Source organism: Streptomyces pyxinae (genome assembly GCF_024756275.1).
In the GTDB taxonomy this organism is placed as follows: Bacteria; Actinomycetota; Actinomycetes; order Streptomycetales; family Streptomycetaceae; genus Streptomyces; species Streptomyces pyxinae.
Genome location: NZ_JANUGQ010000030.1, coordinates 21,436 through 36,253, shown reverse-complemented (window position 1 = coordinate 36,253; position 14,818 = coordinate 21,436). Strand labels below are relative to the sequence as shown.

General features: G+C 71.8%; 14 protein-coding genes and 2 pseudogenes. 9 read left to right on the top strand and 7 right to left on the bottom strand.

Annotated elements, in window-relative coordinates; genetic code table 11:
* Window positions 1–73 precede the first annotated feature (73 nt).
* The 3 genes and pseudogenes from fahA to NX801_RS26220 form a co-directional block, all read right to left on the bottom strand.
* Complete coding sequence (gene fahA / locus NX801_RS26225; RefSeq protein ID WP_258790390.1) at window positions 74–1,306, bottom strand: fumarylacetoacetase; 1,233 nt, start codon at window positions 1,304–1,306, stop codon at window positions 74–76.
* 262 nt (window positions 1,307–1,568) lie between these two features.
* Window positions 1,569–2,006: pseudogene (locus NX801_RS31060) on the bottom strand (CocE/NonD family hydrolase); the annotation flags it as partial.
* A gap of 141 nt (window positions 2,007–2,147) precedes the next feature.
* Window positions 2,148–3,848, bottom strand: a pseudogene (locus NX801_RS26220) (CocE/NonD family hydrolase); the annotation flags it as partial.
* Between the two features lie 333 nt (window positions 3,849–4,181).
* Between NX801_RS26220 and NX801_RS26215 the strand changes: the two are divergent.
* Both NX801_RS26215 and NX801_RS26210 read left to right on the top strand, forming a co-directional pair.
* On the top strand, window positions 4,182–5,192 hold the full coding sequence (locus tag NX801_RS26215) for a polyprenyl synthetase family protein (protein ID WP_258790388.1): 1,011 nt from the start codon (window positions 4,182–4,184) through the stop codon (window positions 5,190–5,192).
* A gap of 198 nt (window positions 5,193–5,390) precedes the next feature.
* On the top strand, window positions 5,391–6,656 hold the full coding sequence (locus NX801_RS26210; RefSeq protein WP_258790387.1) for a LolA family protein: 1,266 nt from the start codon (window positions 5,391–5,393) through the stop codon (window positions 6,654–6,656).
* Between the two features lie 143 nt (window positions 6,657–6,799).
* Here NX801_RS26210 and NX801_RS26205 read toward each other — a convergent pair whose 3' ends face one another.
* The 3 genes from NX801_RS26205 to NX801_RS26195 form a co-directional block, all read right to left on the bottom strand.
* Window positions 6,800–8,140: a M28 family metallopeptidase gene (locus NX801_RS26205; protein ID WP_258790386.1), complete on the bottom strand. Its 1,341-nt coding sequence runs from the start codon at window positions 8,138–8,140 to the stop codon at window positions 6,800–6,802.
* 207 nt (window positions 8,141–8,347) lie between these two features.
* A complete protein-coding gene (locus tag NX801_RS26200) occupies window positions 8,348–8,791 on the bottom strand; it encodes a VOC family protein (RefSeq protein WP_258790385.1) in 444 nt (147 codons plus the stop codon).
* 100 nt (window positions 8,792–8,891) lie between these two features.
* Entirely contained in the window at window positions 8,892–10,226 is a 1,335-nt protein-coding gene (locus NX801_RS26195; RefSeq protein WP_258790384.1) for an NsdA family TPR-like regulatory protein, read from the bottom strand.
* 240 nt (window positions 10,227–10,466) lie between these two features.
* Here NX801_RS26195 and NX801_RS26190 point away from each other — a divergent pair, with 240 nt between their 5' ends.
* The 6 genes from NX801_RS26190 (at window position 10,467) to NX801_RS26165 (ending at window position 13,055) form a co-directional block, all read left to right on the top strand.
* Entirely contained in the window at window positions 10,467–10,661 is a 195-nt protein-coding gene (locus NX801_RS26190; protein WP_428986240.1) for a hypothetical protein, read from the top strand.
* Window positions 10,662–10,714: 53 nt separating this feature from the next.
* Window positions 10,715–10,975 (top strand): hypothetical protein, encoded by a 261-nt coding sequence (locus NX801_RS26185; protein ID WP_258790382.1) that lies wholly within the window; start codon window positions 10,715–10,717, stop codon window positions 10,973–10,975.
* Window positions 10,972–11,421, top strand: a complete 450-nt coding sequence (locus NX801_RS26180) for a hypothetical protein (protein WP_258790381.1) — start codon at window positions 10,972–10,974, stop codon at window positions 11,419–11,421. Before NX801_RS26185 ends, NX801_RS26180 begins: the two co-directional genes overlap by 4 nt.
* Window positions 11,422–11,521: 100 nt before the next feature.
* Complete coding sequence (locus NX801_RS26175; RefSeq protein ID WP_258790380.1) at window positions 11,522–11,689, top strand: hypothetical protein; 168 nt, start codon at window positions 11,522–11,524, stop codon at window positions 11,687–11,689.
* A 90-nt stretch (window positions 11,690–11,779) separates the two neighbouring features.
* Window positions 11,780–12,667 carry a radical SAM protein gene (locus NX801_RS26170; RefSeq protein WP_258790379.1) on the top strand — a complete coding sequence of 296 codons (888 nt, stop codon included), beginning with the start codon at window positions 11,780–11,782 and terminating at the stop codon, window positions 12,665–12,667.
* 46 nt (window positions 12,668–12,713) lie between these two features.
* Complete coding sequence (locus tag NX801_RS26165) at window positions 12,714–13,055, top strand: hypothetical protein (RefSeq protein ID WP_258790378.1); 342 nt, start codon at window positions 12,714–12,716, stop codon at window positions 13,053–13,055.
* A gap of 236 nt (window positions 13,056–13,291) precedes the next feature.
* On the opposite strand, the gene NX801_RS26155 is transcribed toward NX801_RS26165, so the two are convergent.
* Complete coding sequence (locus NX801_RS26155; protein ID WP_258790377.1) at window positions 13,292–14,065, bottom strand: formyltransferase family protein; 774 nt, start codon at window positions 14,063–14,065, stop codon at window positions 13,292–13,294.
* 225 nt (window positions 14,066–14,290) lie between these two features.
* Between NX801_RS26155 and NX801_RS26150 the strand changes: the two genes are divergently transcribed.
* Complete coding sequence (locus NX801_RS26150; protein WP_258790376.1) at window positions 14,291–14,812, top strand: winged helix-turn-helix transcriptional regulator; 522 nt, start codon at window positions 14,291–14,293, stop codon at window positions 14,810–14,812.
* Window positions 14,813–14,818: the final 6 nt, after the last annotated feature.

Here is a 14,818-nt window from a genome sequence, read left to right as displayed (position 1 = left end):
GGACCGGTACGCGCCCGGTCCGGGCACCCGTCTTCCCGGCCGGCCGGCCGGGCCGGGGCGTCGGGCCGGGCGGCTAGCGGGCGTCCGCCGGGAGGATGCGGCCGGTGACCTCGCCCAGGCCGACCCTGAGGCCGTCCGGGCCGGGTGCCCAGGCGGTCAGGGTGACCTCGTCGCCGTCCTCCAGGAAGGTGCGCTTCCCGCCGCCGGCCCCGACCGGCTCCTGGCCGTTCCAGGTCAGTTCGAGGAGCGAGCCGCGCTGGTGGGCCTCGGGTCCGCTCACCGTGCCGGAGCCGTACAGGTCACCGGTGCGCAGCGAGGCGCCGTTGACCGTCATGTGCGCGAGCTGCTGGGCGGCCGTCCAGTACATGGAGGAGAACGGCGGCTCCGCGACCACCTCGCCGTTGATCCGCACGGTGATCCGCAGGTCGAAGCCGCCCGGCTCGTCGGCCGCGCCGTCGTCCAGGTACGGCAGGAGCGGGAAGTCCCGGGCGGGCGGGGCGACCCGGGCCTGGTCCAGCGCCTCCAGCGGGGTCACCCAGGCCGACACCGAGGTCGCGAACGACTTGCCGAGGAACGGGCCCAGCGGCACGTACTCCCACGCCTGGATGTCCCGCGCCGACCAGTCGTTGAGCAGCGAGAGCCCGAAGACATGGTCGCGGAAGCCGGCAATCCCGACCGGGTGGCCCAGCCGCGAGGGGGTGCCGACGACGAAGCCGACCTCCGCCTCGATGTCCAGCTTCACCGAGGGCCCGAAGACCGGCGCCGGGTCGGCCGGGGCCTTGCGCTGGCCGGACGGGCGCGTGATGTCCGTACCGGAGACCACGACGGTGCCGGAGCGGCCGTGGTAACCGATGGGCAGATGCTTCCAGTTGGGGGTGAGCGGCTCGCCGTCCGGGCGGAAGATCCGGCCCACGTTGGTGGCGTGGTGCTCGGAGGCGTAGAAGTCCACGTAGTCCGCGACGTCGTACGGCAGATGCAGGGTGACCGCGCTCAGCGGGTGGAACAGCGGCTCTATGTCGGGCCGGTGGGCGGGGACGGTCACCCAGGAGGTGATCGCCCGGCGCACATCACGCCAGGTGGTGCGGCCCGCCGCGAGGAGGGCGTTGAGGCTGGGCAGGCTCAGCAGCGCCGCGTACGGCGAGCCCAGGGCGTGGGCCGCCGCGCCCGCGTCGAGCACATGGTCACCGACGCGGACGCCGACCCGGCGGCGTCCGGGCTCGTCGGCGGTGGAGAAGACGCCGTACGGGAGGTTGTGCGGGCCGAAGGGGTGCCCCTCGGCCAGGTCGAGCGGGCTCTGCTCGGACATCGGTGCTTGCCTCGCTTTCCACGTGTGTGGGGGACACGTTACGACGGGGCTCCGGCGGCCGGACGGCGGTACGCCGCATCGGCGCCACGGGCCGGTGTGCCGCGCCGCCGTACGCGCGTGCCGGGGCCGGGGCGCGGCCCGTCGCGCGGGACCGTGCGGTCCGGGCCGGATCCGGATCTGGATCTGGATCCGGGGCAGCCCCCGGCCCGTACCCGGGGGCGGCCGGTGGCGTCCGGCCGGTGGCGCCCGGTGGCGTCCGGGGTCAGCCCGCCGTGCGGGGGATGCGTTTCTCCCAGGTGCGGTGGAAGAGGATCTCGTCGCCGTCCTCGCAGATCACCTCGTCGGTGGTGAGGAAGGACTCGGCGTCGCAGCCGATCTCCGAGCGGGTGCGTACCGTGGCGCTCCAGAACAGGTCCGGCCGGTGCAGCCGGATGGTCCACTCGGAGCAGGTGCGGGCGGAGAGCGGGTCGTCCTCCTGGACGGTGTACGTGTCCAGGACCTCCTCGGTGAGCTCCAGGCCGTCCGGGTAGACCCGGGTGCCCGCCGGGTCGCCGTGCCGGGGGGCCACCTCAAGGCGCCAGAGCCCCGCCGCCACGTCCCGTACCACCAGCCGCTCGGGCCGCTCCTCGTCGAGGGTGGCGGGCACGCTGACGCCGAGCGGCTCGGCCTGCTCGGGCTCGGCGAAGGTGATCCGGGGGTCGGCCCCGGAGGTCGCCGCCGCCCCGGCCGCCCGGGCGGTGGCGGGGTCGGGCGCGGGCGCGGTCCCGGCGGGGTCGGCCGGGTCCCCGGAGCCGTACGCCCCGCCGCGTACCGGTGCCGGGGGCTCGGTGGCGGGCGCGGTACGGACCGGGAGGGTCAGCGCGCTGCCCTCGGGCGCCAGGGTGAACCCGGCCCCGTCCGGGCGCGGCCAGATCCAGGGCCAGTAGGAGGAGGAGACGGCGAGCCGGACCCGGTGGCCGGGCGGGAAGGTGTGGCCGATGCCGCCCAGCGGGAAGGCGTACCGCTCGGTCTCCCCGATCCGGCACGGCACCGACCGGTCCCGCCCCTCCCGGGCACCCAGGTTGAGGGCGCCCCGGGTGACCAGGGTGGAGGAGCCGTCCGGGGCCACGTCACAGAGCCGGGCGATCACCTGGCCGGTCGGGGCGTCCGGGCGGAGCGCCAGTTCCACCGAGGGGCGGCCCAGGATCTCGATCGGGTCGGCGCCCGCCGGCACCGGGAAGTCGAAGCAGGCCGAGTGGGCGTCCTCGGCGCGCTGGTCCGGCGGCAGGTCGGCGTCGTCGCCGGCGGGGAAGAAGCGCCCGGCGTCCAGCCCGGTCGACTGCGGCGAGCGGACCAGCACCGGCTCGCCCTGGAGGGCGTACGCCACCGGGGTCACGTGCGGGGACGGCCAGCCGGGCTCGCCCACCCAGCGTCCGGGCAGCTCCGGGTAGACGGTGGCGGGCCGGTGCGACTCGCTGATCCAGCAGCGCAGCGGCGGCTCGGCCATGATCCCGGTGTCGACGCCCTTGAGGTGGTGGTCCCACCAGCGCAGCGTCTCCTGGAGGAAGCCGATCGCCGGTCCGGGCGGCTGCCCCCGGTCGGGGTACTGGTGCGACCAGGGGCCGATGATCCCGCGCACCCGGTCCGGCGGCAGGTGCTCGACCAGCCGGAGGACGGTGTCCCGGTACGGGTCGTGCCAGCCGCCCACCGCGAGGACGGCCGCGTCGATCGCGCCGTACGCCGCCCGCAGGCTGCCGCGCTCCCAGTAGGCGTCCCGGGTCTGGTGGGCGAGCCAGGTGTGGATGGCCGGTTCGACCGCCTCCAGCCGCCGCAGCCAGAGCTCGCGCCACTGCTCGCCCGCGTAGAGGGGGTCGGGCGGGCGGCAGACGAAGGCCAGCGTGGTGGCGGCCCAGGCGTGCATGTCCACGGCGAGGACGGAGCCGCCGAGATAGTGGACGTCGTTGTCGTAGCGGTCGTCGGTGGAGCAGACGGTGACGACGGCCTTGAGCGCCTCGGGGGCGAGGGCGGCGATCCGGAGCGCGGTGAAGCCGCCCCAGGCGAGCCCGAACATGCCGACCCGGCCGTCGCACCAGGGCTGGGCGGCCAGCCACTCCACCACGGCGACCCCGTCGGCGACCTCGGTGTCCGCGCCGGTGGTCCTCCGGTCGGCCGGTCGGGTGGTCGTGCCGCCGGCCGGTCCGGCGCCCGGTCCGGTGGCGGCCCCGGAGCCCCCGGCGGCCGGTCCGGCGGCGGGTCCGGTGGCGGGTGTGGTGGTCGCTCCGGCGGGGGAGTCCTCGCCGCCGGGCAGCCCCTCGCTGTTGCCGTGTCCCCGTACGTCCACCCGTACCGAGGCGTAGCCGTGCCCGGCGTACCAGGGGTGGCGCTGCCAGTCGCGGGGCGCGGTCCAGTCGGTGAGCCGGTACGGCAGGTACTCCAGCAGCACCGGTACCGGCTCGCCGCCGAGCGGGCGCCAGACCCGGGCGTAGAGAAGGGTGCCGTCGGGGAGCGGGATGCGGATGTCCTCGTGGCGGGTCTCGTACGGGAAGGTGGTGCGGATGCGCATGACGGCGACCTCGGGGACGTGCGGTCGGGGCGGTGGGGGAGCGGTGCCGGGGGCGATGTGGCGGGTGCTGCGGGGGCGGGACCGCCGGCCGTCCCGGAGGAGGCATGATCGTCCCGGGGCGGCGCCCGGCCGCCCCGTGTCGCCGGTCTCCTCGGTACGCGCGGCCGTTCCGGACAAAGGCCTCACTCCTGGTCGTATCAGCTGTTCATGAACATACCGGGGGAGGCGGGAAGGCGCCCATGGTGATCGAAAGGCGACCGGATACGCTGACTTGAGTGAATCCAGCGACACATCGACAATCCGTGTGATCGTCAGCAGACAGGAGATCCCCTCGTGACCGTCGTCGGGCCGTTCGGGCTGAGCGTGCGGGACCAGGCTCTGGAAGCCGATGTCCAGACCGGATTGGCGGCCGTCGAGGCAGGACTGCTCGCGGCCACCAAGAGCGACGTGCCGTTCATCACCGATGCCGCGCAGCACCTGGTCAAAGCCGGGGGCAAGCGGTTCCGCCCGCTGCTGGTGATGCTCGCCGCCCGGTTCGGGGACCCGTACGCGCCCGGCATCGTGCCCGCCGCGGTGGTCGTGGAGCTCACCCACCTGGCGACCCTGTACCACGACGACGTCATGGACGAGGCGGAAGTGCGCCGGGGGGTGGACAGCGCCAACAGCCGCTGGGGCAACTCCGTCGCCGTCCTCACGGGTGACTTCCTCTTCGCCCGCGCCTCGCACATCCTGGCCGATCTGGGTCCGGAGGCCGTACGCGTCCAGGCCGAGGCGTTCGAGCGGCTGGTCACCGGCCAGATCCTGGAGACCGCCGGCCCCGGCGACGGCCGCGACCCGGTCGCCCACTACCTGGAGGTGCTCTCCGGGAAGACCGGCTCGCTGGTCGCCGTCTCGGCCCGGTTCGGCGCGCTGATGTCCGGCGCCGACGAGCGGACCGTGGAGATCCTGACCCAGTACGGCGAGCGGCTGGGCGTCGCCTTCCAGCTGGCCGACGACGTGCTGGACGTGGCCTCGGACTCCCACGAGTCGGGCAAGACCCCCGGGACCGACCTCCGCGAGGGCATCCCGACGCTTCCGGTGCTCCGGCTCCGGGAGCGGGCCGCCGCCTCCGGGCTGGCCGAGGACCGGGCCCTGGTCGAGCTGCTGGACGGCGACCTCAGCGACGACGCCCGGCACGCCGAGGCCCTCCGCCTGCTGCGCGCCCACCCCGCGCTGGAGCAGGCCCGGCGGGACACCGTGCGGTACGCCCAGGAGGCCCGCGCCATGCTGACCCCGCTGCCCGAGGGGTACGCCCGCACCGCCCTGGAGGAGCTCTGCGACCTGGTGGTGCACCGGGCCGGCTGAGGGTCACCTCCGCGGACTCCGGGGCCGTTCCGGGAGGCTTTTCCCGGCCCCCCGGACCAGGGTTCTCGGGGGCGGTGTCATACCGCAGCAGTACGCCGAGTTGCGTCCGTCGGCTGACGCCGGGGGCGCCGCGCCGGGCCACTATGGAGGGGACGGTGGAGACGAGGCCACCGGCACCGACCACGGAGGTAGGCAGCGATGGCGCCCACGGACACCGACCACTTCCCCGAGCAGCCGGCCCAGCACCCCGAGCACGTCGAGGCCGCCGAGCCGGGGAGGGCCCGTAAGGCCGCCCGGTACGCGGTCCCGGCGGCCGTCATCGGCGTGGCCGCCGCCACCATCGGGCTGGTCCCGGCGCTCGCGGCCGCCGGTGACCCGGATCTGCCGGCCATCACCGCCGAGCAGCTGATCGAGAAGATCGCCGCCTCCGACACCCAGCGCGTCTCCGGCACGGTCAAGGTCACCACCGACCTCGGCCTGCCGTCCCTCGCCGGCCTGGACCTCGGCAAGCTCACGGGCGAGCCGGACGCCGGCAAGGGCGGCTCCGCAAAGGGCGGTTCCGCCGACCCGGTCGCCAAGCTCATGGAGCTGGCCTCCGGCACCCACACCTTCCGGATAGCGGCGGACGGCCCCGAGAAGCAGCGTCTCACCTACCAGGACGGCGCCGAGGAGTACAGCGTCATCCACAACGGCACCGACGCCTGGGCGTACGACAGCGCGGCCGGGGAGGCCGTCCACTCCCGCGTCCCGGCCGGTGAGAAGGGCGAGGAGCAGCGGTTCACCACGCCGAAGGGCTTCGCGGCCGAGGCGCTGAAGGCGGTGGACGACACCACCTCGGTGACCGTGGACGGCACCGCGCGGATCGCCGGGCGGGACGCCTATCAGCTGGTCATCAGGCCCAAGCAGGCCGGCTCCACGATCGGCTCCGTCACCATCGCGGTCGACGCCGAGCAGGGTGTCCCGCTGAAGTTCACCCTCACCCCGAGCTCGGGCGGCAAGGCGGCGGTGGACGCGGGCTTCACCAAGGTCGACTTCGGGGCGCCGGACGCCTCGGAGTTCGCCTTCACCCCGCCGAAGGGCACCGAGGTCACCGAGGAGGACGCGGCGAAGGACGCCCCGAAGGCGTCCGAGCCCCCGCACGGCCTCAAGGTCCCCAAGTCCCCGCAGTCGTCCGGCGCTTCGGACTCACCCTTCGGTGACGACCTGAACGTCGTCGGTGCGGGCTGGACCTCCGTGGCCCGGTTCGGCGGCGGCCCCGCCGGGACCGGCGCGCCCAAGGACGCCCCCGCCGAGCTCGGCGGCCTGCTGGACTCGCTGGGCGACAAGGTGACCGGGAAGTTCGGCTCCGGCACGATCTTCAAGACCCGTCTGGTCAACGCCCTGCTGACCGACGACGGCAAGATCTACGTCGGCGCCGTCACCCAGGACCGCCTGGTCGCCGTCGCCAACGGCGCCACCCGCTGACCGGCTGCCTCACGGCTCATACGAAAGGGTGCCCTCCCGGCTTCGGGAGGGCACCCTTTCGCGTACCGCGAGTGTCTCTGACATCTCTGCATATCGGCGGCTCGGCCGCGGGGCCGTCCGCCTCAGCAAGAGGGGTCAGGCTCTCAGAAGGTCAGCCGGAAGGCGTTGATGTACCCCGTGTCCTGGGCGGCGGTGTCCTGCACCCGCAGCTTCCAGGCCCCGTTCGCCGCCTCGCTGGACGCGTCCACGGTGTACGTCGTCTGCACATTGTCGGCCGAGTCGCCGCTGCTGGCGCTCTTCAGCCGGTACGCCGTGCCGTCCGGCGCCAGCAGGTCGACGACCAGGTCGCCCCGGTAGGTGTGGACGATGTCCACGCCGACCTTGAGCGCGGCCGGGGCGTTGCCGGTGCGGCCGGTGACATTGACCGTCGAGGTGACGGCGGTGCCGTTGTCCGGGATGGTGACGTCGGCGGTGTTCTCGTACGTGTCACCCGACGGCGGCTCGGTCGAACCGCCCGCGCCCAGCGTCCAGATGGCGTGCGCGATGGCGTCGCTGTTCCGGTCCAGCGCGGTGTCGTTGATGTTCGCCGTGGTGTCGCAGGACGAGTGGTAGCACCGGTCGAAGGCCTGGCCGGAGGTGCCGCCCCACTTCTGGACCTGGGCGGCGGTCTTGGTCCGGCCCGCGCCGGTGAAGAGGCCGCCGACCTTGATGCCCACGTTCTTGAACGAGGCGTGGTCGGAGCGGCCGTCGCCCTCGGTCTCGATCTCGGTGGGCACATTGAGGCCCGCGAAGTAGTCCTTGAAGACCTTCTCCAGGGCCGGGTCGTCGTCGTAGACGAAGTAGCCCGGGTTGGGCGACCCGATCATGTCGAAGTTCAGATAGCCGGAGATCTTCGAACGCTCGGCCGCCGGCAGGTTGTTGACGTAGTACTTGGAGCCGACGATGCCCAGCTCCTCCGCGCCCCACCAGCCGAAGCGCAGGTGCTTGGTCGGCTTGAACTGGGCCCGGGAGACGGCGAGCGCGGTCTCCAGGATGCCGGCCGAGCCGGAGCCGTTGTCATTGATCCCGGGACCGGAGGTCACCGAGTCGAGGTGGGCGCCGGCGAACAGCACCTGGTTGGGGTCGCCGCCGGGCCAGTCGGCTATCAGGTTGTAGCCGGTGGCGCCGCTGGAGGTGAACTGCTGGACGGTGGTGGTGAATCCGGCCGCGTCCAGCTTGCCCTTCACATAGTCGATGGACGCCTTGTAACCGGCGCGCCCGTGGGCCCGGTTGCCGCCATTGGCGGTGGCGATCGACTGGAGCTGGTTGAGGTGCGCCTTGACGTTGGCGACGGGTATGTCGGGCGCCGCGGCGGAGGCGGCGGTGCCGGTGGCCGGGGCGGCGGTGGCGGCGGGCGCCGCGGTGGCGACCAGGCCCGCCAGGGCGAGCGCGGCGACGGCGGCGGTGCGTCTGGGTATGCGTATGCGACGGTCGGTCTGGCTCATGTGGGGGGCTCCGGGATTCCGTGTGGGGGATGGGACGGAACGTGCGGGAAACCCCGCGCCGTCGGGCGCGGGGCATGAAGCATGGAGCGTGGAGCTACTCGTGCGCTGTGCGTGCTGAATGTTCAGCGAGAGTTCGACCCGCCGTCAAGGGTCCGATCCGGACACGAACCCGGAATTCCCCCGCAATCACCCCCCTACCGCACCCCCTCACGAAACACAGAATTCATTCCGCTCAATGTCCGACAGGACGGTCCACCGCCCGCCCGGCTCGTCCACCTCCCGCAGCACGCTCGCCCCCAGCGCCACCAGCCGCGCCACCTCCGCCTCCCGCTTCCCCGCCCCCGGGTGCAGGTCCATGTGGAGCCGGTTCTTCACCGTCTTGGGCTCGGGCACCTGAATGAACAGCAGCCGCCGCCCCTTCCCGATCCCGGTCTCCTCCTCGTACGGATCCTCCGGGTGCCGCACCCCCACCAGATGCCGCCACGCCCGCTTCCCGCCCACCTCCACGGTCAGCTCGGCCGGCGCCCGCTCGGCCGCGAGCAGCCCCTCGATGAAGGCGCTGTTGTCCTCCACCACATAACCCAGCGCCTCGGCCCAGAACCCCGCCAGGGCATGCGGCTCGGCGCAGTCGATCACAAGCTTCCAGTGCATCGTCGTCACACCCCCTTTCTACGCCCCCGCACTGACAACCCCGGGGAAGAAGCCGCCACCGCTCCGGGAACAAGCGCGGCGGTGAGGCGGGCAGAGGTCTTCACCGGGTGAGCAGGGCGCGGCTGCGCTCGGCCGTGTACCGTGCCGCCGCGTTGGACCGGTGGGGCCCAAGCAGCCTGGGAATCCTGGCCACTTGCTGGTCCACTCGGCCGGAGTGCATGGCCGGGTACTCGTCGAGAACCGAGTTCCAGGCCGCGCAGGCGGCCTCCAAGTGGCCGACTTGAAGACTCCTCTCGGCGATCATGGAGGTGAAGCGCAGCTTGCTCCGTTGCGAGTCGGTCGAATCGCGCAGACGGAAGTGGTCGTGGAGAGATTCGATACTGCCTTCGGTGTCACCGAGTGCGTGTCGCACCTCCGCGGTGGCGTAAGCCAGCGTCGCAGAGCTGAACCCTCCGAAATTCCCGAGCGGACTCTCTGCCTGATTGACCGCGCGTTCTGCCACCCGGAGGCTCGTCAGCGCGTTGTGCTTCTCGCCCGCCAATGCATACGCGTGAGCCTGCTGCCCGGCGATGAATGCGCGCATTCGAGGACTGGAGTCCGGGGTCACCGCCGCAGCGGCGTCCGCGAGCCGCACAGCGGCCACGCCGTGCCCCAGGCCGGCGGCCTGGACCGACATGCCCCGGAGTACATGACAGTAGGCAAGGTGGTCCGTACCCCCACCGGCGAGCTCAAGGGCCTTGACGTAGTACTGCTGGGCCAGGCCATGCGACGTCTCATCCACTGCCATCCATCCGATGGCGTAGCAGAGAAACGCGGAGGCGGACAGCAAAGACTTCTTCGTCCCCTCTGAAGAGCTGGCCCGAAGGTACGGGACTACGGTGTTCACAAGAAATGCCGCCGCCATCGGCCGGGTATGGCGCCCACCGAACTCGTCATCCAGGTCGCTCAGGCGATCCGTCATCGCGGAGACCGCTTCAACTTCCGCATGCCCGATTCGCTGGTGTGGGTTTTCAGTGAATGCTTCCATCCGGTCAACAACATCCTGCCACCCAGGAATGGTCACCGCGACCGAGAACAGCCCGGCTCCGAGTATCCTGCGACGGGACGGATCCATGTCCTGCCTCCCCAGATCTAGTAGCCCTTCGACCATGCTTGACTCTTCGCGCCGTTGGTCTGCGGAGGGCGGAGGGAACCCGGCTTCGCTGTAGGTCACCGGGCGCAGCAACCTGCGCGCGAGCGCTTCCAGGATCAGTGGACGCACACCCTCCTTCGGCATGTACCCCTTGAGCCACTGATGTACGGATGGTTCGCGGTACTTGAGGGGCGTGCCTCGCTCGGTACCGAGCCGGTTGACCGCTTGCGCGAACTGCCGTTGTGTCCAGCCGCTTTCCCTAAACAGTAGTTCGAGCCTGATGTTCGGTTTTCGTTCGGCCATCAATCCTCAACTTCCCACGGTGTGAGTTCGTTTAAGGGCTTTTAAGTCCCGCCGCTGTAACCAGCGTAGCGCTGTGCGTAGTCGACCGGTTGTCTAAGCGTGCACAGAGCGCGCTGAGGAGGAGCGGTGAACTCAGGTATTGAGAGGGGCGGCGATCCCGCTGGGACAGCGGCGGCCGAACCCGAGCGGTGTCACAGGCTGCGTGATGTACTGGTACCGGCCCAGCCCGTTGTGGGGGCGGTGTTACTCGACACCGCCACGGAGAGGGTGGGCACCTTCGAGGGTGCCCAGGGAGGCAGGTGGTACCTCCGTCCGGTCGGTGGCGGCACGGAGTGGGAGGCGGACCCGTCCCGTGTCCGGCCCGCCGGCACTATGGAGCATGTCCGCGCCCTGGTGGTGGAGGAGAACCGCACCCGCTCGGCGTACCGGCTGTGAGGCGGCTCCGCATTCGTTCGCGGCCGCTACTGGGCCGGGCGCGCGTCCGCGCCGTGCTGGCCGCGAACCTCGCCGCGTACTGCCAGGAGAACGACATCGATCTCCTGGCGCGGATCTTCGCGGACCCGGACTCCGGTCCCCCGCCCGGCCGTTGGGAGACCCTGCGGTTCCGGGCGGACGATCTTCGCAGCCACCTCCATTACTACCGGGCGCGGTTGCGGATGGCGGTCCGCTGGTGGTGCACCCCGCCCGCCAGACGGCGGGAGATCGAGCGCGCGGCGGCGGCGATGCTGTCCCGGCTGCCACTCACATGAGCCCGGACACGGACACGACGAGTGCGGAGCCGGCGGTCTACTGGTGCGAGGTGGCCGCCGAGGGCCCGGTGTACAGCACGGGCCGGGTCGTCCGGTACGTCCTCGGCACCTGGCAGACCCTCTCCCCGGTCCTGGCCCTGCGCTGGCTCCGAGGCGAGGCCCGCCGCATAGCCGACCGCCTCGACCCCGACCCCGCCACCTCCCGCTGGATCACCGAGGCCATGCGCCAACCGGTCACCCCGGTCCCCGACTGCCCCGCCGAACTCCGCGTCTGGGCCGCCGACCCGGCCGACCAGCGCGCCGCCCGCGCCCACCTCAAGGCCGGCGTACCCCTGACCGTCACGGTCCCCGACACCGACTGCCGCTACACCCTCACCATCCGCCCCCTCCACCTCCCCGCCCCCGCCCCCGGCCGGCGCCACTGGTGGCAGCGACGGCCCCACTGACACCCCTCCGGGCAGCGACAACGGATCCCGCCGCCCGGAGGGGGCACCACCCCCGTGCCCACGCCGGGCCCGGGGATCACCGAGAGAAGGGACAACCGCCGTGACCGAGCCCATCGAGCCGGAAACCACCGAGGAGCGGCCGACCGGCCTCCCCGGCGACACCGAGCCCGACACCGTCGAGCACCAGAACGAGGAGGCGAGCGAGAACGAGGGTGACGAGGACGCCGCCGAGCCGCTCGACTCGGAGGACGCGCTGATCGACGCGTAGCGCTCATCGGCCCAACCCACTGTCCGGCGGGGAAGTCAGCACCTTCCCCGCCGGTCCATCGGAAACCCCTACAGCCAGGAAGTGTCACCAATGGCAGCATCCACGTTACTCAAGTTCGCTTGGCTGGAGGTGACGGGGCTCTGTAACGAGTTCTGTGATCACTGCTACGCGGACAGCGGGCCCAAGGGCGACCACGGCACCATGACTGTGCAGGACTGGGCGAGTGTGATCGACCAGCTCGCGGACATGGGCACGCTGGACGTTCAGTTCATCGGCGGTGAACCGACGCTCTACCCGCATCTGTCCGAGCTGATCCAGCGCGCTCATGAGCGGGGTCTCGGCATTGAGGTGTTCTCGAACCTGACCCACGTACGGGACGAACTGTGGGACTCGTTCCGGAATCACGGCGTCAGGCTCGCCACGTCGTACTACTCCGATACCGCCGAGGAGCACGACCAGGTGACCCGGCTCCGGGGCTCGCACAGGAAGACCCGAGCGAACATTCGGAAGGCCCGGGGCCTCGGCATCCCCCTTCGGGGCGGCGTCGTCGCGGTGCACAGCGGCCAGCGGGTGGGGGAGGCGGCCCGAGACCTGCTGTCGCTCGGTGTGCCACAGGTTGGAGGCGACCGTGCTCGGGCCTTCGGGCGGGGGAGCGACGGAGCCGTTCCGGTCATCGCGGACCTCTGTGGGCACTGCGCGCACGAAAAGTGCGCCATCGGCCCCACGGGTGACATGTGGCCGTGTGTCCTCGGGCGGTTCCTCACCATGGGCAATGTACGGGCCGAACCGGTTGCCGACTGCTGGTACAGCGCCCGGGCGGCGGCGGTCGCCACGGACATCGCGGCGGTGCATGGAGGAGGTGTCCAGTCGTGCACCCCGCCGCAATTCCTCCCCATGTGCGGGCCATGCCAGCCGTGCGTTCCCACCATCGGGCACTGTGATCCGAAGGAGGCGGACGCGCCGCCGGCGACCCCGTAGCATCGGCGCACCCGCATGCGGACCGTCCGACAGCACGGGAGAACTCATGACCGACCTCGATCACGGTGACGACTTCGACGCCTGGTGCGGCGACATCGGCAGTGCCGCCGCCGTGCGGCGCGGCGAAGAGGAGTGGGCCACTGTCGCGGGGTACGTACGCCACGCGGCGAACAAGCTGGGTCCGGCGCTTCCGCTCTGTCTTCCGGGCGAGCCCCAGGAGTGCGGGCGGTCCGCTCAGCAGCATGTGCTGGCGTGGGGTGCGGTGTTGAAGGCCCGGGCGCAGGACGTGATCGACCAGGCGGCTCCCGCGCCCGGTTACGCGGCCTTCGCGGGCGGCACTCTGTACCAGCGCCACCGAGCATTCCTGGGTGATCGCACCTCCCCGTGAAGTGCCCTGTCCGTTGGTGGACGTGGCGAACGCGTGGGAACTCCGTTCCATGCTGGAGGTCACGACCCCGGGTGTGGAGCTCGCGTACGAGACCAGCGGCCGGACCCGCACCGCCTGTCTCGTCCACCCGGACGGTTCATGGGCCCGCGCGACCGCCGAGTGGACCGACCCGCCCGAGGTACACCAGGGCGGTCCCCGCCGCTTGTGGGACGCGCTCGAACGCATCCGGAACCGGCTCAACGCGGAAGGCGCGCTGCCGCTGCTCGGCGCCCGGGTCGGTCGTGCACCTCGCGGGCGGTGGTGACCAGCAGGTGAAAGGCGGCGTCGAAGCAGTGGGCCTTGCACTCCCACAGGGAGTCGAAGGCGAAGGGGTCGCGGAGGTGCTGGGCGCGGATGACCGGGCCGGTGTCCACCCCGTTGTCGATGTAGTGGACGGTCGCTCCCGCGCACTGCCGGAAGCGGTCCCGGTCCTGCTCGGCCGCGACCTGCTCGGTGGCGTACATGCCGCGGGCGTACGGAAGGACGGCCGAGTGCGCGTTGACGATGCGCCCGCCGGTGAGGTCGATCCACCAGGGGGCGAGGAGCCGGTCCAGGAAGACGCAGAGGAACGGCGGGGGAGCGCGGTGACAGCGTACCTCCAGCCACTGCCTGGCCTCCGGTGAGTTGAGCCGTCGGCCGGTCAACCGTACGCGGCTCTCGGGGACTTCGGGCAGCGGAGTTACCCCGAAGGCCCGGACCATGGCCCGCTCGGTGTCGCTCAGGCCGCCGTAGAGGGCGTCGAGTTCGGCCCACTGGGCGGCGGAGAGCCGGCGCAGCCCGCCGTGCTGGCGGTGGAAGGCGAAGCGCTTCCGGTAGAGGGGGAGGCGGTCCGGTGTGTCCCGCAGGCACACCTCTTCGGCGTCGGAGCCGGAGCCGGAGGCGGTCGAGCCGGGGAACGCGGCGAGCCACTGGGAGATCAGACAGCTGGCGTGGAAGCTGCTTTCCGTCAGCAGGACACAGGCGTAGCGCACGGGCGTGTCCCTCCTGGACCATCTCGGTAAAGCCGATTAATCGGAGGAATGGGGTATAGGGGTCATGGTGGACCCGCCTCGGGGTGGATGCAGGGCGAGCGATGCCGGGAGGGGGGAGGGGAAAGGGGGGCGGGCGAGGGGTGGACGGGGTTTTTCGGGGCGGGAGGGTGGGGATTCTTTCGCGGGTGTACCGGAGGCTTTCTTTCTTTGAAGGGAAACGGACTGGTGGCGCGTATCGAGGACTGTCCGCTGGCCGCGGTTGTCGAGCACATCGGGGGGTGGTGGACACTGGAGTTGCTGCACGACGCGTTCGACGGGTGGGAACGGTTCGAGGATTTCCGGGAGAATCTGCGCCTGGATTCCGGGGTGCTGGCCGAACGGCTCGACGTGCTGGTGCGGAACGGAATCATGGAGCGGACCGGGGACGCGTACGCGCTCACCGCGCTGGGGCGTTCGCTGCGGCCACTGCTGCTCACCATGGCGGCCTGGAGCAATGAGCGGCTGGCGCCGGAGCGCCGGAGTCTGATCCTGGTGGACGCGCGGACCGGTGCGGAGGTGGAGCCGGTCCTGGTGGACCGGGCGACGGGGCGCCGGGTGGACACCTCCGACCATGTCTTCGTCCCGGGACCGGCGGCCGGGGAGGCCATGCGGGCGCGTTATGCCGCGCGTCCCGCGTTGTCCCGTCAACAGGACGGCCGGGACGGTCAGGGCAGCCGGGGCAGCCGGGACGGTCAGGGCGGCCGGTAGCGGCAA

Coding starts and splice junctions, on each gene's coding strand:
- NX801_RS26195 (WP_258790384.1), bottom strand. CDS start 10,226: ATGGCCGAACGAAAACCGAACATCAGGCTCGAACTACTGTTTAGGGAA.
- fahA (WP_258790390.1), bottom strand. CDS start 1,306: ATGTCCGAGCAGAGCCCGCTCGACCTGGCCGAGGGGCACCCCTTCGGC.
- NX801_RS26170 (WP_258790379.1), top strand. CDS start 11,780: ATGGCAGCATCCACGTTACTCAAGTTCGCTTGGCTGGAGGTGACGGGG.
- NX801_RS26210 (WP_258790387.1), top strand. CDS start 5,391: ATGGCGCCCACGGACACCGACCACTTCCCCGAGCAGCCGGCCCAGCAC.
- NX801_RS26200 (WP_258790385.1), bottom strand. CDS start 8,791: ATGCACTGGAAGCTTGTGATCGACTGCGCCGAGCCGCATGCCCTGGCG.
- NX801_RS26205 (WP_258790386.1), bottom strand. CDS start 8,140: ATGAGCCAGACCGACCGTCGCATACGCATACCCAGACGCACCGCCGCC.
- NX801_RS26165 (WP_258790378.1), top strand. CDS start 12,714: ATGACCGACCTCGATCACGGTGACGACTTCGACGCCTGGTGCGGCGAC.
- NX801_RS26180 (WP_258790381.1), top strand. CDS start 10,972: ATGAGCCCGGACACGGACACGACGAGTGCGGAGCCGGCGGTCTACTGG.